Annotated in this window: 21 protein-coding genes; 10 read left to right on the top strand and 11 right to left on the bottom strand. The window is 66.8% G+C overall.

Annotated elements, in window-relative coordinates; all coding sequences use genetic code 11:
• The first annotated feature begins 14 nt into the window (after positions 1–14).
• The 3 genes from B0G38_RS01780 to B0G38_RS23190 all read left to right on the top strand — a co-directional run bounded on the left by B0G38_RS01780 (position 15) and on the right by B0G38_RS23190 (position 1,304).
• Complete coding sequence (locus B0G38_RS01780; RefSeq protein WP_264667835.1) at positions 15–428, top strand: hypothetical protein; 414 nt, start codon at positions 15–17, stop codon at positions 426–428.
• 83 nt (positions 429–511) lie between these two features.
• Positions 512–940: a FadR/GntR family transcriptional regulator gene (locus tag B0G38_RS23195; protein WP_319801216.1), complete on the top strand. Its 429-nt coding sequence runs from the start codon at positions 512–514 to the stop codon at positions 938–940.
• A complete protein-coding gene (locus B0G38_RS23190; protein WP_319801215.1) occupies positions 864–1,304 on the top strand; it encodes a FadR/GntR family transcriptional regulator in 441 nt (146 codons plus the stop codon). Before B0G38_RS23195 ends, B0G38_RS23190 begins: the two co-directional genes overlap by 77 nt.
• A 235-nt stretch (positions 1,305–1,539) precedes the next feature.
• On the opposite strand, the gene B0G38_RS01770 is transcribed toward B0G38_RS23190, so the two are convergent.
• Genes B0G38_RS01770 through B0G38_RS01765 form a run of 3 tightly spaced genes read right to left on the bottom strand, consistent with a single transcriptional unit; the run spans position 1,540 to position 2,389 of the window.
• The gene (locus B0G38_RS01770) at positions 1,540–1,887 is read right to left on the bottom strand and encodes a DUF4913 domain-containing protein (RefSeq protein WP_319801214.1); all 348 of its coding nucleotides are present in this window, start codon (positions 1,885–1,887) and stop codon (positions 1,540–1,542) included.
• 38 nt (positions 1,888–1,925) lie between these two features.
• Positions 1,926–2,162: a hypothetical protein gene (locus B0G38_RS23275; RefSeq protein ID WP_413542015.1), complete on the bottom strand. Its 237-nt coding sequence runs from the start codon at positions 2,160–2,162 to the stop codon at positions 1,926–1,928.
• Positions 2,162–2,389, bottom strand: a complete 228-nt coding sequence (locus B0G38_RS01765; RefSeq protein WP_264667834.1) for a type IV secretory system conjugative DNA transfer family protein — start codon at positions 2,387–2,389, stop codon at positions 2,162–2,164. Before B0G38_RS01765 ends, B0G38_RS23275 begins: the two co-directional genes overlap by 1 nt.
• Before the next feature lie 595 nt (positions 2,390–2,984).
• Here B0G38_RS01765 and B0G38_RS01760 point away from each other — a divergent pair.
• Positions 2,985–4,124 carry an acyltransferase gene (locus B0G38_RS01760; protein WP_264667833.1) on the top strand — a complete coding sequence of 380 codons (1,140 nt, stop codon included), beginning with the start codon at positions 2,985–2,987 and terminating at the stop codon, positions 4,122–4,124.
• A gap of 25 nt (positions 4,125–4,149) precedes the next feature.
• Here B0G38_RS01760 and B0G38_RS01755 read toward each other — a convergent pair whose 3' ends face one another.
• Genes B0G38_RS01755 through B0G38_RS01740 form a run of 4 tightly spaced genes read right to left on the bottom strand, consistent with a single transcriptional unit; the run spans position 4,150 to position 9,151 of the window.
• Positions 4,150–4,824, bottom strand: coding sequence for a GntR family transcriptional regulator (locus B0G38_RS01755; protein ID WP_264667832.1), 675 nt, complete (start codon positions 4,822–4,824; stop codon positions 4,150–4,152).
• Between the two features lie 57 nt (positions 4,825–4,881).
• Complete coding sequence (locus B0G38_RS01750) at positions 4,882–6,618, bottom strand: acetyl/propionyl/methylcrotonyl-CoA carboxylase subunit alpha (RefSeq protein ID WP_264667831.1); 1,737 nt, start codon at positions 6,616–6,618, stop codon at positions 4,882–4,884.
• On the bottom strand, positions 6,615–8,396 hold the full coding sequence (locus B0G38_RS01745) for a 5-oxoprolinase subunit B/C family protein (protein ID WP_264667830.1): 1,782 nt from the start codon (positions 8,394–8,396) through the stop codon (positions 6,615–6,617). Before B0G38_RS01745 ends, B0G38_RS01750 begins: the two co-directional genes overlap by 4 nt.
• On the bottom strand, positions 8,393–9,151 hold the full coding sequence (locus B0G38_RS01740) for a LamB/YcsF family protein (protein ID WP_264667829.1): 759 nt from the start codon (positions 9,149–9,151) through the stop codon (positions 8,393–8,395). Before B0G38_RS01740 ends, B0G38_RS01745 begins: the two co-directional genes overlap by 4 nt.
• 171 nt (positions 9,152–9,322) lie before the next feature.
• On the opposite strand from B0G38_RS01740, the gene B0G38_RS01735 reads away from it, so the two are divergent.
• Positions 9,323–10,537, top strand: coding sequence for an NRAMP family divalent metal transporter (locus B0G38_RS01735; RefSeq protein WP_264667828.1), 1,215 nt, complete (start codon positions 9,323–9,325; stop codon positions 10,535–10,537).
• A gap of 24 nt (positions 10,538–10,561) precedes the next feature.
• On the top strand, positions 10,562–11,383 hold the full coding sequence (locus B0G38_RS01730; RefSeq protein WP_264667979.1) for a putative hydro-lyase: 822 nt from the start codon (positions 10,562–10,564) through the stop codon (positions 11,381–11,383).
• Here the strand turns inward: B0G38_RS01730 and B0G38_RS01725 are convergent.
• On the bottom strand, positions 11,380–12,072 hold the full coding sequence (locus B0G38_RS01725; protein WP_264667827.1) for a MerR family transcriptional regulator: 693 nt from the start codon (positions 12,070–12,072) through the stop codon (positions 11,380–11,382). The genes B0G38_RS01730 and B0G38_RS01725 overlap by 4 nt on opposite strands.
• A gap of 78 nt (positions 12,073–12,150) precedes the next feature.
• On the opposite strand from B0G38_RS01725, the gene B0G38_RS01720 reads away from it, so the two are divergent.
• A complete protein-coding gene (locus B0G38_RS01720) occupies positions 12,151–12,636 on the top strand; it encodes a DUF2306 domain-containing protein (protein WP_264667826.1) in 486 nt (161 codons plus the stop codon).
• Between the two features lie 97 nt (positions 12,637–12,733).
• On the opposite strand, the gene B0G38_RS01715 is transcribed toward B0G38_RS01720, so the two are convergent.
• Positions 12,734–14,104, bottom strand: a complete 1,371-nt coding sequence (locus tag B0G38_RS01715; RefSeq protein WP_264667825.1) for an aspartate aminotransferase family protein — start codon at positions 14,102–14,104, stop codon at positions 12,734–12,736.
• 27 nt (positions 14,105–14,131) lie between these two features.
• Positions 14,132–15,625, bottom strand: coding sequence for a CoA-acylating methylmalonate-semialdehyde dehydrogenase (locus tag B0G38_RS01710; protein ID WP_264667824.1), 1,494 nt, complete (start codon positions 15,623–15,625; stop codon positions 14,132–14,134).
• Between the two features lie 132 nt (positions 15,626–15,757).
• Between B0G38_RS01710 and B0G38_RS01705 the strand changes: the two genes are divergently transcribed.
• From B0G38_RS01705 to B0G38_RS01695, 3 genes are read left to right on the top strand one after another with little or no spacing between them, the layout of a single operon-like run.
• Positions 15,758–17,365 (top strand): PucR family transcriptional regulator, encoded by a 1,608-nt coding sequence (locus B0G38_RS01705; RefSeq protein WP_264667823.1) that lies wholly within the window; start codon positions 15,758–15,760, stop codon positions 17,363–17,365.
• Between the two features lie 55 nt (positions 17,366–17,420).
• On the top strand, positions 17,421–17,783 hold the full coding sequence (locus B0G38_RS01700) for a PadR family transcriptional regulator (RefSeq protein WP_264667822.1): 363 nt from the start codon (positions 17,421–17,423) through the stop codon (positions 17,781–17,783).
• Positions 17,780–19,132, top strand: a complete 1,353-nt coding sequence (locus B0G38_RS01695; RefSeq protein ID WP_319801213.1) for a permease prefix domain 1-containing protein — start codon at positions 17,780–17,782, stop codon at positions 19,130–19,132. The genes B0G38_RS01700 and B0G38_RS01695 overlap by 4 nt, the downstream gene beginning before the upstream one ends.
• Positions 19,133–19,213: 81 nt before the next feature.
• Here the strand turns inward: B0G38_RS01695 and B0G38_RS01690 are convergent, their stop codons facing one another.
• Positions 19,214–20,902, bottom strand: coding sequence for a formate--tetrahydrofolate ligase (locus B0G38_RS01690; protein WP_264667821.1), 1,689 nt, complete (start codon positions 20,900–20,902; stop codon positions 19,214–19,216).
• Positions 20,903–20,918: the final 16 nt, after the last annotated feature.

Here is a 20,918-nt window from a genome sequence, read left to right as displayed (position 1 = left end):
GCAGGCAGGCGGCAATGGAGCACCATTCCGCACCCACAGGGCTGCTGCGCCGTTCCTACCGGGACGGCGGCAAAGTCAAACACGACGCTGGCGAACCCTCGATGCGCTGTCGGCCGGCCACGTCGAGGGCCGTGGCGCGGATGGCCCGCAGCCTGGGATTCGAGGAGATGCTCGGCCCGGGCTGCCGGGAACGCGACATCGCGTTGGGCCTGATCACCGCCCGGGTCTGCGCACCGGCCTCGAAACTGGCGTCGCTGCGCTGGTTCGAGGACACCACCCTAGCCGCGGACCTGGGCCCGGCGACCACGGGCGAGGCGTACGCGGCGATGGACTGGCTGCTCGCCCGCCAGCCGCGGATCGAGAAGCAGCTCGACGCCCGCTACCTCGGCCCGGAAGCGAACCCGCAGAAGCTGGCGCACTGCTGCTGATACTCTGCATCCTCTCCTAGTTACAGTCCACTCCTATTCTGGGCTTCATGCTGCCTTAGCGTTCTGCCTATTCATAACCTAGTGTGCGGCCCCGTGGCCCGCACCCCGCCCATAAGGAACCACCCGTGATAACCGCCGAAGCAGGATCAACACCCCGCCGTCGCACCCATGACGCTCTCCTGAAGGACATCGAAACGGACTTACGCTCGGACAAAATCAAAGTCGGGGACCGTCTCCCGGGCGAACGAACCCTCGCCCAAACCTACGGCATCTCTCGGGCGTCAGTACGGGAAGCCATCCGGGTACTTGACGCCATGGGAATACTGCGCAGCTCTGTCGGATCCGGACCCACTTCCGGTGCAATCGTCGTTTCTAACCCCTCCGCGGGTCTGTCGTCCGCACTGCGGCTGCACGTCGCCAGGCCGCCGGCTGCCGGTGGAGGACATTGTCGAGACACGCATCCTACTCGAGACGTGGACCGCACGGGTCGGGGCGAACCGAGGCGGCGGTGAGGAAGATCTGGAGCAGGCAGTCCAACTGCTGCACGCCATGGACAACCATGGCATCAACCGGGCGACGTTTCATGAACTGGACGCCAGGTTCCATGTGGCACTAAGCTCGCTCGCCGGAAACGCAGTGGTCGCCACCATGATGGAATCTCTCAGCGTCGCCACCGTCGGCTACGTCAAAGATGCAATGGACGCCATGGAAGACTGGCCCGACGTCATATCCACGCTTCAGTCCCAGCACCACAGCATCTTCGGTGCCGGCCAGGCACACGAGGGAGAGATCGCGGCACGACTCCTGCAAGAGCATATCGAGTGGTTCCATAAGAAGGCACAAGAAGCGACCGCCACCGGCCACCCGCTTTACTAACCCGATCCAAGCCCACTCAAGCGTGGCAGGCAGTGCCTGTTGACTCAAGGGTCAGGCCCGTAAACCAGCTAATTGCATCATCACTGTTGTCTCATCAAAAATGCCCGCGTAGCTGCCTGTCGGTGGTCCCCCCCCTTTCGTGAGCATCGTGTTCTAGGCAGCTTTTATCCGTGCGCCGTGAAACCAGCCGTCAGGTGCTTTCTTGGTTTCAGGTGTTCGGGGTCGCGGTGCTCTTTCATATCGCAGTTGTAGAACTGTCCTTCGGGTCCGGTAGGACTCTCATGTGGTGGTCGGCGTGGTCGCGCCACCAGACGCTCATGACGGTGGCCGGGTCGAGGCGCAGATGTTCCCAGGAGCGCCACACGGCCGCGACACGCGAGACTGCCTCGGGGTGGAAGTACCACTCGGTGCACCACTTGGCCGTTTTCCCGGTGACGCTGCGGACGTAGGTCGGCAACGTCTGCTCGTGTGGGAATTCTTCGGCCGAGCCGTAGAAGAGCTTCGGTGCCTTCCCGGGTTTCGTGCCCGCCCATTCCGCGAGTGGGTGCGGGAGTGTCGGTATCGAACAATCCGAAATCATCATCTACGAGGGAGGTGCTTCCTTACTTCGTGACCCGAGGATTAGCTGTCGGCGCGGCCGCGGTCGAGTTCCGTGAGGTTGGAGACGTCGAAGATGCGTTCCTTGCCTTCCTGCCATGAGCAGCTGGACCCGGTCCGAGAGTGCGCGGAGGAATCCTTCTTCAGCCACTCCCCGGCCGAAGACCTTGACGTTCGCGGCGGACCAGATTTTGCGCATGTTCGCCTCCCCCGCCACAGCTCCACGCCCTGGGACCAGGACTGCAGGATGCCCATGACGATCAGGCCCTTGGAGCCATAGTGGCTGAACCGGTCCGACAGCCCGCCCGGCGGACGACGTTGGCCAACTCGTCCAGGGCGGACAGTGCAGGCTTGGGCAGGCGGCCGCCGCTGCGTTCGGCGCGTTCTTCCATGGCTTCAGCGATGGCAAAAGTCAGTGCCGTGGCGAGCGGTGCGGCGGAGCCAGCGAAGGCATTCGGATTGAACCGGGGCCGGGTGTCCGTGACCACGGTTGCGCCACCGGAAGGGGCAACCCAGCGCAGCGTGTTCCGGCTTTTGAGGCACTGGATCATTTTGTCCGCGGTGCCGAAGATACGGTCGCGAGCTGCTTATCGCCCAGTTCCAGCGTGGATTCCAGGCCTTTGTACTGCAGCTCGTAGTCATATGTCTTGAGGATGTTGATTGGTTCGCGGTTAACCTGCTCCGTCCCCCACAGGTAGACCTGCGCGATGGGCAGCCCGCCAAGGCGGCGGCGAGGAAGTACGAGGAGAGGATGTCTTCGGCTTTGGGCGCGAAGTAGGCATCCGGTTTGAAACCCGGCACGCGTGGACCGACAGAGAAGTGCTGCTTGAGCTTATAGGCCTTCTCTTCGTCGGTGACGGAGCGCGGGTTCCACCACCTGCGCGGTACCTCTTGGCGATCTTCTGCGGATCGAACACACACCACCGAGGCCGTGGCCTCCCGCGGACGCCACAGGTACCGGCCACGACGTCGCGCTTGTTCGAGATCGAAACCACCGCCCCTGGTGCGTCCAGGATCGCGGGCATCCCTCGGGAAGTGGACTTACCTGTTCGTGGTCCCAGATATCGAGATGGATGAAATGTCATGCTTGATAGATTGGGGCCTATGGCCGAACCTGTCCAGCCTGTCGGCCAGCCGGAATCCACCGAGCCGGCCCCGGCAGCGACGCCTGCCAGGGCGCGCAATTACGCGTTGGATCTGCTGCGCATCGTCAGCATTGTCGGCGTCGTAGCCATCCATTCCTTCGGCGAACTGGCCGGGGACGACAGCGCCCGCAACCAGCGGGACTGGCTCCCGGCGGCGGTCATCGACATCGCGTTCATCTGGGTGGTCCCGGTCTTCGTGATAATCTCCGGCACGCTCACCCTGGCCCCGCGCGCCCACACGACCGGCGCCGGCGACTTCTACCGCAAGCGCGCGCTCCGGCTCGTGCCCGCGCTGATCTTCTGGCACCTGGTCTATATCTTCGTGGGCAACTGGCTGATCCTCGGCCGCGAACTGCACCCGGCCGAAACCCTCGCCGACGTCTTCAACACCTCGGTCTACCCGCACCTGTATTTCCTCTGGCTCATCCTCGGCCTGTACCTCGCGGCCCCTCCCCTAGCCCGCTACCTTCACAGCGTCAGCCTTCGCAAAGCCACAAGAACGACGGCGGTTGTGCTGGCTTTGATTCTGCTTCTCTTCATGGCCCAGGCCGCCAGCATCCAGGCCGAGCTCGGGTGGCAATACCCCTGGAACATGCTGACCCAGTGGTTCCCCTACCTGGGCTACTTCATGGCCGGCTGGGTCCTCGCCCAGATGACCATCAGCATACGCACCGCGGCCACGCTAGGAGGCGCCGCCGTCGTACTTTCGATCTTCAACATCTGGCACTGGATCAACCAGGACTCGACGCCGGTGCTGAACGTCATCACGCCGTCCAGCTATGTCGGGCTCGGCGTGACGCTGGCGGCGCTGTGCATCTTCACATCCGTGTTCCACCTGCTCAAGGACTGGCGGCCCGTGCCGCGGCTGGCGCAGTTCATTCTGGCGATGTCTAATGCGGCGTTCGGTGTCTTCCTGAACCACTACCTGATCCTGACTTGGCTGACCTTCAAGGTCCTCGGCGAAGACCTGCAGCCTACGCTGGCCACCATGACGTTCAAGTTCACGGCGGCCACCGTCGGCGCCTTCATCCTCTCGTACACAGCCCTGAGAATCCCCTGGCTGCGCAGGGTGTTCTAGACAGCTGCGCTGGGTTTTCTGAATATCAAGCTTCGAGGTGCTCAAGCAGTTCGGCTTCGGCCTGGTCGAGGTAGCCGCGCAGCGCCTCGGCGGCTTCCTCGCGGCGCCCTTCGGCCAGCAGGTCCACCAGTCCGGCGTTGAGCTCTACGTAGTGGCTGTGGAAGTCGGGCGCATGGCGCATCGAGTGAAAGACCAGGCGCATCCGGGCGAGCACCCGGGTCATCAACTCCTGCAGGTCCGTGCTGCCGGTGCCCCGGACCAGTTCGGCGTGGAAGCGCTGGTTGGCATCGGCCATCTCTGGCACCGATCCCCGGGCCAGCGCCGCACGGGCATCGGCAACGATCGCCTTCAGGGCGGCGACGTCGAGTTCAGGTCCCCAGAGCACGGCGGCAGGCTCCAGCATCCGGCGCACGCGATAGATCTCGCGGACTCCCTCGGCTCCCGGCGAGGCGACCAGGACGCCGCGGTTGGGGATGCGGGTGACGACCTGTTCGCCGGCCAGGACGGTGAAGGCTTCGCGCAGCGTGTTACGGGAGACCCCGAAGGCGTCGGCCAGAGCCTGTTCGGACAGCTTCGAGCCAGGCAGCAGGTGTCCCTCGGCGATCCTCTCGCGCAGCAGCCCGGCCAGCCAGGCCCCGGTATGGGCGTGGGCGGCGCGGTCTCGTGCGGACTCTTCCGCCAGCGATGCGTTCAACGACATGCCACCAATCTACCGACCTATCAGGGAGGGAATGTACACGGTCCGGCCTTGCGGGACCTAGCCAATACGGCCCAGGTCCTCGCCCTGCGCGATGGGTGTGCCCGGCTGCTGGCCGCCCCGCGTCAAGGTGCCGTTCCGGTGGGCGAAGATGGTGGTTTCCATTTTCATGGCCTCGACCACGGCGACGGGGTCACCGGCGGCCAGTTCGGCGCCGTCGTCGGCCAACCACTTGACCAGGTTGCCGGCCATCGGGGCGACGAGAACCTCGGCGCCCACGGCGTCGTCGTTGTCCTGTTGCACTTGAGCGGCGGAGCCGCCGCCGTGCAGCAGCGAGTGCAGCAGTTGGGCGGGCAAGCCGATGCGCATGGCCTTGCCGTCGACGTCGATGGTCAGCTCTTCCCGCTCGCCACCCTGCTCCGCAGCCGCGATTTCGAGTGAGGCCGCCAGTACGGCCGCGAACTCGGTTTCGATCCAGGTGGTGTAGACGCCGAACTTCTCGTTGTTGGTGAAGTCGCCGTCGCGGACCACCGCGCGGTGGAAGGGCAAGACCGTGGGCACGCCGGAAATCACCATTTCGTCCAGCGCAACCTTGGCACGGCGGAGGGCCTGGGCGCGGTCCGCCCCGCGCACGATCAGCTTGGCCATCAGCGAGTCGTAGTCGCCTGGAACGGTCGAGCCGGAACGCACGCCCGAGTCCACGCGCACGCCGGATCCGGTGGGCGGCTCGAACGCGGTGACGGTGCCGGGCCCGGGCAGGAAACCGCGGGCGGGATCTTCGGCGTTGAGGCGGAATTCGAAGGCGTGGCCGGTGGGCTGCGGGTCCTCGGTGAGGCTCAGCGGCTCCCCCGCGGCGATGCGGAACTGCTCGCGCACCAGGTCGACGCCGGTGGTCTCCTCGGTGACCGGGTGCTCCACCTGCAGGCGGGTGTTGACCTCGAGGAAGGACACGATGCCGTCCTGGCCGACCAGGTATTCGACTGTGCCGGCGCCGTGGTAGCCGGCCTCGCGGCAGATCGCTTTGGCCGACTCGTGGATCTGCCGGCGCTGTTCGTCGGTCAGGAACGGTGCGGGGGCCTCCTCCACTAGTTTCTGGTTGCGCCGCTGCAGCGAGCAGTCGCGCGTACCCACCACCACAACATTCCCGTGCGTGTCGGCCAGCACCTGGGCCTCGACGTGGCGGGGCCGGTCCAGGAACCGTTCCACGAAGCATTCGCCGCGCCCGAAGGCTACGGTGGCCTCGCGGACGGCGGACTCGAACGCATCCTCGATGTCCTCCATCCGGCGGGCGATCTTCAGCCCACGGCCGCCGCCCCCGAAGGCAGCTTTGATGGCCACCGGCAGGCCGTATTGCTCCGCGAACTCCAGCACTTCGGCGGCGCTGGCCACCGGCCCGTCGCTTCCGGGCACCAGCGGGGCGCCGACCCGCACGGCAATCTCGCGGGCGGTGACCTTGTTGCCGAGCACGCGGATGGCTTCCGGAGTCGGGCCGATCCAGGCTAGGCCCGCATCGCCGACGGCCTGGGCGAACTCGGCATTTTCGGAGAGGAAACCATAGCCGGGGTGCACTGCGTCGGCACCGGAGCGGCGTGCGACGTCGATGAGCTTCGGAATGTTCAGGTAGGTCTCGGCCCCGGTGCGGCCGCCGAGCGAGTACGCCTCGTCCGCCCGGCGCACATGCAGCGCGTCCGCATCCGGATCCGAGTACACCGCCACGGACTCCAGCCCGGCATCAGTGCACGCGCGGGCAACCCGTACGGCGATCTCGCCGCGATTGGCAATCAAAACCTTTTTCATGGACGGGGTCCTTCCTCGGAAGTCGTGGTGCCGGGGGTGCCGGGCGGCTGCAGGGTGTCCGGGTCGACCAGGACAAAGCGGATGGTGGTTCCGGGCGGCAGCTGCGCCGCCACCGGCAGATCCTCAGGTACGACGGCGGCAATCACCGGATACCCGCCCGTCACCGGATGATCGGCGAGGAAGAGTACCGGCATCCCGGAGGGCGGAACCTGCAGGGAGCCGGCGACAACGCCTTCGCTCTTGAGCTCGCCGTCGCGGATTCGTGCCAGGGGCGCGGGTGCTGCGGAGCCGTCGGGTCCGGTGGCCGAGTTGGCCCCGCCGCGATCGCCGTCACCCTCGCTGTCGTTTTCACCACCGGACAGATCGAGGCGGAGGCCGATCCGGTCCGAGGCGGAACTGGCCATCCACTGCTGGCCGGTGAGCCGCTCGAGCCCGGCCGGACCGAACCAATCGTCGCGGGGGCCTGCCGTAATACGTAGCGTGGCTGCTTCGCCTGCAGCGACTCGGAGCGCGGAGGGCTCCGGGGTACCGACGACGTGCCGGTTTGTTGTTATGCCGACCGGGAGCACAGAACCTGCCGCCAGCGGCGCGGGGCCGAGGCCGGACATCGTGTCCGTGGAGCGGCTGCCGAGCACCGGCTCTACCTCGATACCGCCACGCACGGCGACATAAGCCTGCAGGCCCGTACTGGCAGGGCCGAGGGCCAGCGTTTCGCCGTCGAGCAGTGCGAAGGGCACGTCCTGTGCTGGCCGGCGGGTGGACGGGCTGATGGCTAATTCCACACGGGCGCCGGTGACTGCCAGCACCTGGTCGCCACGGGCACGCAGCACCAGGGAGCCAAACAAATTCTCGATCACGCCATCCCCGCTGCCATTGCCCACCAGCCGGTTGGCCTGGCGTGCGGCCGACTGGTCCACGGCGCCGGACGCGCTCACGCCGAGGTCGCCCAGACCGGGTCGGCCAAGGTCCTGCAGCAGCGACCGCAGGCCCGGGGAAACCACTTCGAGGGCTGACCCGGTGTTGCCGGATTGCTGGGGGGCTTGAGGCTCGGCTGCGGTCTGGGCGGCTGATTGCGACACGAACTGTTGCTGCGTAACGCCCTGCTCTTGCTGCAAGTCCTCGGTGTGGGGCGCGGCGGATTCGGATGCTGCGGCGATGGATTCGCGGGCGGGCACAAACCGGACACGGTCCTGCGGCCGGATCAGGGCGGGGTTGCCGCGGTCAAGATCCCACATCACGGTGCTGGTGTGCCCGATCAGCTGCCAGCCGCCGGGAGACTTGCGCGGATACACCGCCGAATAGCCGCCGGCCAACGCGACGGCCCCGGCCGGCACGGCGGTGCGCGGAGTGTCCCGGCGCGGCACGTCGAGCACGTGGTCTTCGCCCACAAGGTACGCAAAGCCGGGGGCGAATCCGCCAAAGGCCGCGGTCCAGAGCTGCCCGGTGTGCGCGTTCACCACGCCCTCGGGGCTGAGACCGGTGAGCCGCGCGACCTCGGCGAGGTCCTCGCCGTCGTAATTTACCGGGATTTCCACAATCTCCCCCGACGCTTCGGGGGCCGCACCAAGTTCCAGACGTTCGACGGCGGCGCGCGCCTTGAGCGCGTGGGCGCGGGTATCGCATTTGATCAGCACGGTGCTCGCCGCGGCGAGCACATCGATCTGGCCGGGCAGCGGAGAGCCGAGCAGGTGCGCGTGCAGGGCCAGCACGGAGTCGAGACTCGAGAGCTCAACGAGCAAGGCGCGCGTGCCAGCGAAACGGAGCCCGGTGACGCTCACGCGAAACTCCGGACGCTGACGTCCGCGGCTTCCAGGCCGGTGCGCACGGCTGCTGCCATGGCCACGGAGCCGGGGGTGTCTCCGTGCACGCAAATGCTCTCGGCCTGTACCTTAACAACGGAACCGTCGACGGCGACGATCTCGCCGTCCTGCGCCAGCCGGACCATGTTCGCGACGACGACCTCCGGATCGTGCAGCACGGCGCCGGGTTCGCGGCGGGAGACCAGCGTGCCGTCGGGATTGTACGCGCGGTCCGCGAAGGCCTCGGCGACGCCGCGAAGCCCCGCGGCCTCGGCCTTGGCCAGCGCCAGCGAGCCCGGCAGCAGCAGCAACGGCAGGTCGGTCCCGAAGGCCCTGACCGCGTCGACCACGGCCTGGGCGTGCCCCTCATGGTGGACGATGGTGTTGTACAGCGCGCCGTGCGGCTTCACGTAGCGGATGTCCGCTCCGGCCGCGCGGGCCAGTGCCTGCAGTGCTCCCAGCTGGTAGAGCACGTCGTCGGCCAGTTCCGCCGGGGTGCAGTCCAGGAACCGGCGTCCGAAACCGGCTAGATCCCGGTAGCCGACGTGGGCGCCGATGGTCACTCCGGCGGCCACGGCATCACGGCAGGTCTGGGCGATGGTGCTCGGATCGCCGGCGTGGAAGCCGCAGGCAACGTTGGCGCTGGATACGGAACGGAAGATGGCGGCGTCGTCGCCCATCTGCCAGTTGCCGAAGGATTCTCCGACGTCGCTGTTCAAGTCAATAAAAGCCATGATGTGACACCCGTCTCGTTGGTTCCTCCATCAAGAATGCCCCATAAATCAAGATTGTTCAACAATTCTCCGAAAGTTTGTTGAACAATCTCTTGCGCGGATTGTTGAACAACCTGTAGTGTCTTTTCCATCGTTCTGTGACAGCGGTCACCAATCCAGATGGGAATGACAATGGAAAAAACGAAACCGGTCAAGGTGCGGCCGAATCTCCAGCGCACCGCGCTGCTGGGGGCCATGTTCCTGATGGCCACCAGTGCCATCGGCCCGGGCTTCATTACCCAGACCACTGTCTTCACGGTGCAGCTAGGTGCAGCGTTCGCGTTCGCCATCCTGCTCTCGATCCTGGTGGACATAGCCGTCCAGCTGAACGTGTGGCGCGTGGTCGGCATTTCCGGCATGCGCGCGCAGGAACTCGGCAACAAGGTGCTTCCCGGGGTGGGCTGGTTCCTCGCCGGCCTGGTGTTCCTCGGCGGACTGGTCTTCAACATCGGCAACATCGCGGGCACCGGCCTCGGCGTCAACGCCATGATGGGCCTGGACCCGAAGATCGGCGGCGCCATCTCCGCCGCCATCGCGATCCTGATCTTCCTCTCCAAATGGGCGGGCTACGCTCTGGACCGGATTGTGGTGCTGCTCGGCGCAGTGATGATCCTGCTGATGCTGTACGTGGCTATTGTCGCCGCCCCACCGCTGGGCGAGGCACTGAAGAATACGTTCCTGCCGGAAAAGGTCGACTTCCTGATCATCACGACGCTCATCGGCGGCACAGTGGGCGGCTACATCACCTACGCCGGCGCCCACCGCATGCTGGACTCCGGGGCCACTGGCGTGGAGCATGTCAGGGAAATTACGCGCAGCTCGGTCCTGGGAATCCTGGTCACCGGCGTGATGCGCGTACTGCTCTTCCTGGCAATCCTCGGCGTAGTGGCCGGCGGCGTAACCCTGACCAGCAACAACATGGCGGCCGAGGCTTTCGGCGCGGCTGCCGGCGAAATCGGCATGCGCATGTTCGGCATCGTGCTCTGGGCCGCCGCCTTGACCTCCGTGATCGGCGCCGCCTACACCTCCGTTTCCTTCGTGACGCACACGGGAACGTCGGACCGCAAGCGCAATCTCATCACCGTCGCCTTTATCGCGTTCTGCGCCGTGGTCTACATGTTCCTGGGCCAGGCACCGCAGCAGCTGCTCATCTTTGCCGGCGCATTCAACGGCCTGATTCTGCCGGTCGGCTTCGGCGTTCTGCTCTGGGTAGCCTGGCGCCGGCGGGACCTGATGCACGGCTATGTGTACCCGAAGTGGCTGCTGATCGTGGGCGTGACGGCCTGGCTCTTGACCCTGTTCCTGGGCTGGAATTCCTTAACCGGCCTCGTAGAAATCATGAGCTAGAGGAAGATGGAGAACATGCAGAAAATGGAGAACGCGCAGGTAGCGAATCCGGTCTCCGTGTCCGAGGACCGAGGCGCCCTCACCCCGGCGGAGGCACGCGCGATGTTCCGCTCGGGCCTGGCCGTATCAACTGCCGGTTGGTCACGCGGGTTTGCCCAGGCGAACCTGATGATCGTGCCGCGCGAGCTTGCCTTCGACGTGCTGCTCTTCGCCCAGCGGAACCCCAAGTCGTGTCCGATCCTGGGAGTGCTCGACGCCGGCGAGGTCACCGGTCCGCTGCTGGCGGGCGGAGACATCCGCACCGACGTGCCGCGCTACACGGTCTACCTTGACGGACAGAAGGTGGCAGAACCGACCGACATCAGCGAGTACTGGCGCGATGACCTTGTCACTTTCATCGTGGGCTGCTCATTCACGTTCGAATCGGCGCTGCGCGAGGGCGGCATCTCGGTGGCGCACATCGACCAGAATGTGAACGTGCCGATGTACAAGACCAACGTGCGCTGCGAACCGGCCGGATCCATCGCGGGCCCGCTGGTGGTTTCGATGCGGCCCATCCCCGCCTCCAGGGTGGCCGACGCCGTGCGCATCACGTCCCGCTACCCCGCCGTCCACGGCGCACCCGTCCACGTAGGCAACCCCGCCGAGCTGGGCATCGACGACCTCGACAGGCCCGACTTCGGCGACCCGGTGCAGATTCCGCAGGGCCACATTCCGGTGTTCTGGGCCTGCGGTGTCACGCCGCAGGCTGCGGTGATGGAGTCACGTCCTGCCCTGGCGATCGGCCACGCGCCCGGGCACATGCTCATCACCGATGCGCGTGACAGCGACTACTTGGTTCCCTAGCTCTCGGGCCGGCCGGCGCCCCCGCCGTCGTCGTTAGTTGTTCGATCGCTGGCATCCGCCGCGGCGGACCCGGCAGGTCCCCCTTCCGGGAACCGCCGCATCGCCCGCGAGGTCTGGGCCAGGGCGAGCATCCGCAGCAGCAGCTTGCTGTAGAGAAAGGTCCCCACCGCAACCGTCCGGACCATCTTGTCCCGCGTGGACTGCTCCTCCACATGGCCGATGTCCAGGGCCGCCACCTGATCCACCGCGGCCGCATAGGCGGAGAGCACCGCGGCGTCAGGGGCCATGCCGAACTCCTCCATCTGGCCGAACAGCTCGTTCAACGAGCTCCGCGCGGGAGAGGGCGCATCCAGCCAGCGCCCGCCGGACATCAGCTCCGTGGTCCAGCGGTGGTCCGGAACCGCCTCGCCCGGCAGGCCCAGCACCGTCGCCTGCGCCAGGCCAAGCAGGTTGATCACGTCCACTTCGGGATTATCGACGGCGGAGGTCAGCGTTTTGATCTTGTCGAGCCCCAGGCCAACCACCTGCCGGAGCAGCCGGATGAGTTCCAGCCGGTCAAGGTGCTCCTGCGTGTACTCGGCGCGGTTGGCAGTGCCGGGGTTCCCGGGCTTGAGCAGGTCTTCGCGCAGGTAGAACTTGATGCTGGCCACCGACACCCCGCTGGCCCGGCTCAACTCTTTCAGCTGCATGAGGGGCTCCCTCCGGATAGCGAATCGGCCGGCAACTATCCTGTATACACCAGTGGATAGTAGTACTATCTTATAACCATGGAAACCTGGAACTGGCTCATCGCCACCCACGCCATCGCGGCCGGCTACGTTCTGGTGCTCGGCCCGATGAACATCTTCCGCCGTGCCAAGGACCGGGTGCACAAGGCCATCGGCTTCACCTGGATAGGCGCTATGTACTACCTGTGCATCAGCAGCTTCTGGATCCAGACCGACGGCGGCTTCACCTGGCTGCACGGCCTCTCCGCCTTCACTCTCCTGACCGTAACTCTCGGTCTGGTCAGCGCGATCCGCGGGAACATCCAGGCGCACCGGGGCAACATGATCGGCAGCTACCTCGGGACGGTGATTGCCTTCGTGTTCGCCATCCTTGCGCCGGGACGGCGGATCCCCCTGCTGTTCTCCGAGCAGCCGGCAACCCTGGCCTTCGCTTCCCTGCTGGTCCTGGCGACTTCGGCAGCGCTGTTCTTCACGTTCAGGAGCCTGTTCCGGAAGGCGCCGGTGGAGGAAGCGGCAGTCGCCTGACACCTCGGCGGGGGCTGCCAGAACCCGGAACGGACACCAAAACAACGACGCCGGCACCCGCCCAGGTGCCGACGTCGCTGTTGTGTTTGAAGGGGTTTCAGCCCTGCACGTGGGCGTCCGCGAGGTCGAACACCTCGTCCAGGATGGTCAGGCCAGCCTGGAGGTCCTCGGCGGTGATGTTCAGCGGCGGGACCACATGGATCCGGTTGAAGTTGGCGAACGGCAGCAGCCCGCGGGACTTGCACGCGCCGATCAGTTCGTTTATCTCGGGACTGGAGGCACCGTACGGGGCCAGCGGCTCACGGGTGGCGCGGTTCTTGACCAGTTCGATCGCCCAGAACATTCCGGTGCCGCGGACTTCGCCGATGCTCGGGTGCCGTTCGGCCATGCGGGCCAGCGCCGGCGCCACCACGTTCTCGCCGAGCGAGGCCGCGTTCTCCACCATCGACTCGTCGCGCATGGCGTTGATCGTGGCGACGGCCGCCGCGGAAGCCAGCGGGTGGCCGGAGTAGGTCAAGCCGCCCGGGTAGGGCCGCTGCGCGAAGGTGGAGTAGATTTCCTCGGAGATGGCCACGCCGCCCAGCGGAACGTACCCGGAGGTCACGCCCTTGGCGAAGGTGAGCAGGTCCGGCGCCACGTCGAAGTGGTCGATGGCGAACCACTTTCCGGCGCGCCCAAAGCCGGACATGACCTCGTCCGCGATGAAGATGATCCCGTACTTGGTGGCCAGCTCGCGCACGCCCTGCAGGTAGCCCGGCGGCGGCACCATGATGCCGGCGGTGCCCGGGATGGACTCCAGGATGATCGCGGCGATGTTCGACGCGCCCTCCAGCTGGATGATGGTCTCCAGATGCTCCAGCGCGCGCTGGGATTCCTCCGCCTCGGTTGCCGCGTGGAACTGGCTGCGGTAGAGGAACGGTGCGTGGAAGTGCACCGTGCCGGCGTTGCCGTAGTCGTTGGGGATCCGCCGAGGGTCACCGGTGACGTTCACGGCCAGCGCGGTGCCGCCGTGGTAGGAGCGGTATGCGGAGAGCACCTTGTACTTGCCGGTGTGCAGCCGCGCCATGCGGATGGCGTGTTCCACCGCGTCGGCCCCGCCGTTGGTGAAGAAGATCCGGTTCAGGTCCCCCGGCGTGAGCTCGGCGACGAGCCGTGCGGCCTCGGAGCGCGCGTCATTGGCGTGCTGCGGGGCGACGGTGCACAGCTTGCCGGCCTGCTCCTGGATGGCCGCCACCACCTTGGGGTGCTGGTGGCCGATGTTGGTGTTGACCAGCTGCGAGGAAAAGTCCAGCAGCTTGTTGCCCTCGCCGTCCCAGACGTAACTGCCGTCCGCCCGCGTGATGACCATGGGCTTGAGCTGCTCCTGGGCGGACCAGGAGTGGAACACGTGCTTGCGGTCCAGTTCATACGCCCGCTTGGCCGCGGCCAGCTCCGCCTCGGTGAGCGGGGAATCGGTGGTGATGCTCATACTGCGCTCCTTAACAACGACGGCGGGTCAAGAGTTCTGGGGGAAGCCAAGGTTGATACCGCCGTGGCTGGGATCCAGCCAGCGGGACGTGACCACCTTGCCGCGGGTGAAGAAGTGCACGCCTTCGGCGCCGTGGGCGTGGCTGTCGCCGAAGAGGGAGTTCTTCCAGCCGCCGAAGGAGTAGTACGCCATGGGCACCGGGATGGGCACGTTGATGCCGACCATGCCGACCTCGATCTCGTTTTCGAAGCGGCGGGCGGCCCCGCCGTCGTTCGTGAAAATCGCGGTGCCGTTGCCGTACGGGTTGGCGTTGATGAGCTGCAGTCCCTCGTCGTAGCTGGGCACGCGGACCACGGAGAGGACCGGGCCGAAGATCTCGTCTGTGTAGATGGACATGTCCGGCGTGACGTTATCGAACAGGGTGGGGGCGAGGAAGAATCCGTCACCCTCCGCATCCGGGGTCACGGTGCGGCCGTCGAGGACCATGGTGGCGCCGGCGGCCTCGCCGGCGTCGATGTAGCCGGCGACCTTCTCGCGATGTGCGGCGGTGACCAGCGGGCCCATGTCCGTGCCGCGGGTGCCGTCGCCGATCCGCAAAGTGCGGGTGCGTTCGGCGATCTTGGCGACGAGTTCGTCCGCGATGGATTCGACGGCGACGATGGCGGAGATGGCCATGCAGCGCTCACCGGCGGCACCGTATCCGGCGTTGACCGCGGCATCGGCGGCCAGGTCCAGATCCGCATCGGGCAGGACCAGCATGTGGTTCTTCGCCCCGCCCAGGGCCTGCACTCGTTTCCCGGTGGCGGTGCCCTGCTGGTAGACATACTGCGCGATGGGCGTGGAGCCGACGAAGGAAACGGACTTGATGTCCTCGTGCTGCAGCAGCGTGTCCACGGCTTCCTTGTCACCATGGACCACGTTGAACACGCCGTCGGGCAGGCCGGCTTCCTTCCACAGTTCGGCCATCCAGTTCGCCGCCGTCGGGTCCTTCTCGCTGGGCTTGAGGATCACGGTGTTGCCGGCGGCGATAGCGACGGGGAAGAACCACATCGGCACCATGGCCGGGAAGTTGAACGGCGAGATGATCGCGGCCGGGCCCACGGGCTGGCGGACGGAGTGGACGTCCACCTTGGTGGAGGCGTTCTCGGTGTAGCCGCCCTTGAGCAGGTGCGGGATGCCGCAGGCGAACTCCACCACCTCCTGGCCCCGGGAGATCTCGCCGAGCGCGTCGTCGAGGACCTTGCCGTGCTCGGCGGTGATGATCGCGGCGAGCTCGGGCTTGCGGGCGTTCAACAGCTCGCGGAAGCGGAAGAGGATCTGCACGCGCTTGGCCAGCGAGGTGTCGCGCCAGAGCGGGAACGCCGCCGTCGCCGCGGCAACCGCGTCGTTTACGGTGCTGGCGCTGGCCAGAGCCACCTGCGAGGTCACCTTGCCGGTAGCGGGGTTGGTCACGTCGGACACGCGCGAGCCGGTGGCCGGCGCGGTCTCGGCTCCGTTGATCCAGTGCTGAATGGTCTTCATGGGACTCCTTGAGTACGTGTTGTGGGCTCGCCCGGGCAAGCGCCGGCGTCGTGGTTTCATCCTGCCCCCGTGGACCGCTCCCGGGAAGGAGCACTGTGTAATCCGTTCTCCTTCGAGCTATACACTGTGTAAATGGTGCTTACCGTTGCCGACGTCCTGCAGTTGCCCGTGGTCAAAGCCGGAGAACCGGAAATCCTTGCCGGCGCGGAGAGGCTCGGCGAAGCAGTCCGCTGGGTCCACGTCGCCGAGCTGAAGGAGCTGTCCGGCCTGCTCGAGGGCGGGGAGCTCGTGCTGACCACCGGCCTGGCCTTCGAGGACTCCGCCACCGAGGCGGCGGAATTCCTCCGCGGGCTCGAGGCCGCGGAAGCCGCCGGCGTCGTCGTCGAAATCACCGCCGCACGGCAGCAGGCGGCGCAGGCTCTGCGCGAAGCCGCCCGCGATGTCGGCCTCCCCGTGGTCCTGCTGAGCCGAAAGGTGCGGTTTGTTGAGGTGACCGAGGTGGTGCACCGCAAGCTGGTCGCCACGCAGTTGGAGCAGGTGGAAAAGGCCCGCCGCGTGCACGAGGTCTTCACTCAGCTCAGCCTCGAAAGCGCCGGGCCGGAGGAGATTGTCGCCCGCACCGCGGAGCTGCTCGGCGCGCCCGTGGTGCTCGAGGACGCGTCCCACCTGGTCCTGGCCTTCGACGCCGCCGGCCTGCCCACCATGGAGGTGCTGCGCGATTGGGAAGCCCGCTCGCGGCTGGTGCACTACCGGGAGGAGACGGTCCGCTCCGGCGACGAAGGCTGGCTGCAGACGCCGGTGGGGATCCGGGGGCACCGATGGGGCCGCCTGGTGGTTCCCGTGCTGCAGGAAAATAACGACGACGACGCCGAGTCCGCCATGGTGCTCGAACGCGCGGGTCAGGCGCTGTCCATCAACCGGATGGCGGAGCGCGACCAGCTGGAGCTCGCGCACCAGGCGCGGGCCGGCCTGGTGCACGAACTCCGCCGGCCCGGCTCCCTGACCGAGTCCGAGGCACTCGCCCGCAGCGCGGCGATGGGCCTGCAGCCGGCGCCGCTCTACGTGCCGGTGGTCTTCCGGCTGGACCGCCTTCCCGGCGAGGAACCCATCGGCACGCAACGGCGCGAACGGGCCCTGCTGGACCTGCTGCACCGGGTGATGGCAACCTCGCGCACCACCGCCCTGGCCGCCAGCCTGCAGGCCGGATCCATCGCGCTCCTGCTGCCGGTGCCCGCGAAGCAGTTGGCCGATCCCATGCTGGAGCGAATCTCCGGCGAGGCCGCCGAGTCCTCCGGCGAGCTGGGCTGGACCGTCGGCGTGGGCCGCGGCCGCGCCGAACTGCTGGCCGCTGCCGCCGCCGGGCTGGACGAAGCCGCGCAGGTCGCCGAGGCCGCCAGCACGCTCACCAAGGGCGCCAAACGCTTCTACCGCTCCGGCGACGTCCGGCTCCGCGGCCTGCTCTGGCTGCTGCACGAGGACCAGCGCGTGCAGACGTTCGTGGACTCGGAGCTCGGTGAACTTCTGGCGAACGACGACGGCGCCGGGCTCGACCTGCTGGAGCGGTACCTGGAAAGCGGCGGCAACAAGGCGCAGCTCGCGCGGACCGGCTACCTCAGCAGGCCCACCCTCTACGCCCGCCTGGCCAAACTCGAAACCCAGCTCGGCGTCAGGCTGGACGACGCGGAGTCACGCACCTCCCTCCATGTGGCCGTGCTGCTGCACAAGCTGCTCAACCGCTGACTATACCTAGCACTGCTATGGTTAATGCATTGCAGATCTAGGTATAGGAGGCGCCGTGCGCATCGATAAGGACCTGGTCGCCGCTTCGGCCACCCCGCTCGTGCTGGGGATTCTGATGGAGGGCGACCTGTACGGCTACGCGATCATCAAGCGCGTGAGCGAGCTGTCCGGCGGCGGCATGCAGTGGACCGACGGGATGCTCTACCCGCTGCTGCACCGGCTCGAACGGCTCGGCTACGTGTCGTCGTCCTGGGGCACCTCCGAAGCCGGACGACGGCGCAAGCACTACGCAATCACCCCGACGGGCCGGGACGCCCTCGCCGACCGGCAGGAGCAGTGGAGCGTCGTGGCGGACGCACTGCGGCAGGTGTGGCAGAGCGCGCAGCAACCGCCCGCTGCGATCGAAGGGTGGGCATGATGGAGCAGCACGCGGAACTTGAAGCCCAGATCGGCCGTTGGCGCGGCTATGTCCAACGACGCCAGGCCATCTCCCGCGCCGACATCGACGAACTTGAGGACCACCTCCGCGAGCAGATCGCCGACCGACAGGCCACGGGGCTCGACGACGAAGAGGCGTTCCTCGTCGCGATCAAGCGCCTGGGCAACCTCGACGCCGTCTCCCGCGAGTTCGCCCGCGAGCACTCCGACCGGCTGTGGAAGCAGCTGGTGCTGGTGCCGGAAGATTCCGGCGGCGCAGGCACTCCCCCGTGGCGCGAACTCGCCGTCGTGCTTGCGCTTGCCGTAGGAGCAGGCCTGGCGGTCAAGGTCGGAACGATGTGGCTGGACGACGAAGCCGTGCTGGCGCGCAACCTCGGCCTGCTCGTGTTCCCGTTCCTCGGCGCCTACTTCGCGTGGAAGCGCCGGCTCACCGCCTCCGTGGCGGTGATGCTGCTGATCCCCTTCGCCGCGCTGGCGGTGGTGCTCAACGTGTACCCGTTTGTCTCCGGCGGTTCCACCGAGGTGCTCGCCATCCTGCACGCCCCGGTGGTCCTGTGGCTGCTGGCCGGCGTGGCATATGTCGGAGGCAGGTGGCGCTCCGACAACCGGCGCATGGACTTCGTCCGGTTCACCGGTGAGCTCGCCATCTACTTCACGCTCCTGGCCCTCGGCGGGGCAGTCCTCGTCGGGCTCACCTTCGGAGCCCTCAGTGTTGTCGGCATAGACCTCGAACCGGTGATGGAGGACTGGATCCTGCCGTTCGCCGTCCCCGGTGCGCTTGTCGTCGCAGCGTGGCTCGTCGAAGCCAAGCAGAACGTCGTCGAGAACATCGCGCCCGTCCTCACCCGCGTCTTCACGCCCCTGACCATCGTCATGCTGCTGACCCTCCTGGCCGTCTTCACTGCCGCCGGCGGCCTTGTCGACGTCGACCGAGAGCTGCTCATCCTCATGGACGCGATCCTCGTGCTGGTCCTGTGCCTGCTGCTCTACGCGATTTCCGCCCGTGACACGCTTGCGCAACCGGGCCTGTTCGACGCCCTGCAGCTGGTCCTCGTCATCGCGGCCCTCGCGGTCGACGCCGCGATGCTGACCGCGATGCTGACCCGCATCGCCGAGTTCGGCTTCAGCCCCAACAAGATCGCCGCGCTCGGCCTCAACCTCCTGCTGCTGGTGCACCTGCTCCGGGCGGCCTGGCTCACCGTCGGGTTCCTGCGCGGGCAACGGCCGTTCGGCGCGCTCGAGCGCTGGCAGACTCGCTACCTGCCCGTCTACGGCGCCTGGGCCGCCGTCGTCATCCTGGCCTTCCCGCCCGTCTTCGGCTTCGCCTAATTAGCCCGCGCGAATCCGCAGGGCGCCTGACCTGCCGCCGCCCCATCTGCGGCCACCCGACGCCGAGACGTCCTCGCTGACCTAGAAGAGGCCGGTGATTTCGCCGTCGTCGTTCACATCCATCCGCATCGCGGCCGGCTGCGGGGGCAGGCCGGGCATGGTCATGACCGCGCCCGTCAGGGCGACGATAAAGCCGGCGCCGGTCTTCGGAATGAGGTCCCGGACGGTGATGGTGAAGCCGGACGGGGCCCCAAGCCGGGACGGATCGTCGGTGAAGGAGTACTGGGTCTTGGCCATGCAGACCGGCAGCCGGCCCCAGCCGTTGGCCTCGATCTCCGCGAGCCGCCGCTTGGCCGGAATCGCGAATTCCACGTGGTCGGCGCCGTAGATCTGCTGGGCGATGGTCTCGATCTTTTTCTCGACGGCGAGGTCCAGGTCGTAGAGTTGCGAGAAATTCTGCGGCGTCTCAACCGCACGCGCAACCTTGGCTGCCAGTTCGTCGCCGCCGGTCCCGCCGCCGCCTTCGCCCCACACATCGGCAACGGCCGCCTCGACGCCCTTCCGCCGGCACCACTCGAGAATCGCGTCCAGTTCCGCCTGTGAGTCGCTCGTGAACTTGTTGATCGCGACGACCGGCGTCACCCCGAACTTCGCCGCATTATCCACATGGCGCTCCAGGTTCACCAGCCCCTCCTGCAGGGCCGCGGTATCCGGCGTCGAGAGGTTCTCCTTGGCTACGCCGCCATGCATTTTGAGCGCGCGGACAGTAGCAACGACAACAATGGCCGACGGCGCAAAACCCGCAGCCCGCGCCTTGATGTCCATGAACTTTTCGGCACCGAGGTCCGAGCCGAAACCCGCCTCGGTGACCACGATGTCGGCCAGCCGCCGGGCGGTCTGCGTGGCGATAACGGAGTTGCAGCCGTGCGCGATGTTGGCGAACGGCCCCCCATGGACCAGCGCGGGCGTGCCGGCGATGGTTTGCACGAGGTTCGGCTTGACGGCGTCCTTGAGTAGCATCGTCATGGCACCTTCGGCACCCAGATCCCCTGCGGTCACGGGCTTTTTGTCGTAGGTGTAGCCGAAGGTGATGCGGGCCAGCCGCCGTTTCAGGTCCTTCAGATCCGTGGATAGGCAGAACACCGCCATCACCTCGGAAGCCACCGTAATGTCGAAACCGTCCTCGCGCGGCACACCCTGGCTCGGGCCGCCAAGCCCGACGACGATCTGCCGCAGCGTTCGGTCATTCATGTCGACAACGCGCTTGAAGGGGATGCGCCGGGGGTCGATCCCGAGGGCATTGCCTTGGAATATGTGGTTGTCCACCAGGGCCATCAGGGCGTTGTTGGCTGAGGTGATGGCGTGGAAGTCGCCGGTGAAATGGAGATTGATGTCGTCCATCGGCAGCACCTGGGAGTAGCCGCCGCCGGTCGCGCCGCCTTTCATCCCGAGGATCGGCCCCAAGGACGGCTCGCGCAACGCGATCATCGTCTTGTGCCCGGCCTTGGCCAGTGCATCCCCCAAGCCGACGGTCACCGTTGACTTGCCCTCGCCAGCCGGCGTGGGCGACATGGCGCTGACCAGCACCACCTGCCCGCCCGGCTCCGCCTGGTCCTCGGCTAGCTTGGCCGGATCGATCTTGGCTTTGTAATTGCCGTACAGCTCCACGGCCTCGCGCCGGATTCCGGCTGCCAGAGCTATGTCCATGATGGGCCTCAGCGTGGCCCGGCGGGCAATTTCAAGATCGGTCAAGGGGGAGGCTGCAGACATCTTTGTCCTCTTCCAT

Source organism: Crystallibacter permensis, assembly GCF_025960875.1.
Classification (GTDB): Bacteria; Actinomycetota; Actinomycetes; order Actinomycetales; family Micrococcaceae; genus Crystallibacter; species Crystallibacter permensis.
Note: the sequence above shows the minus strand (reverse complement) of the source record. Positions and strands in the feature narration are given on the sequence as shown.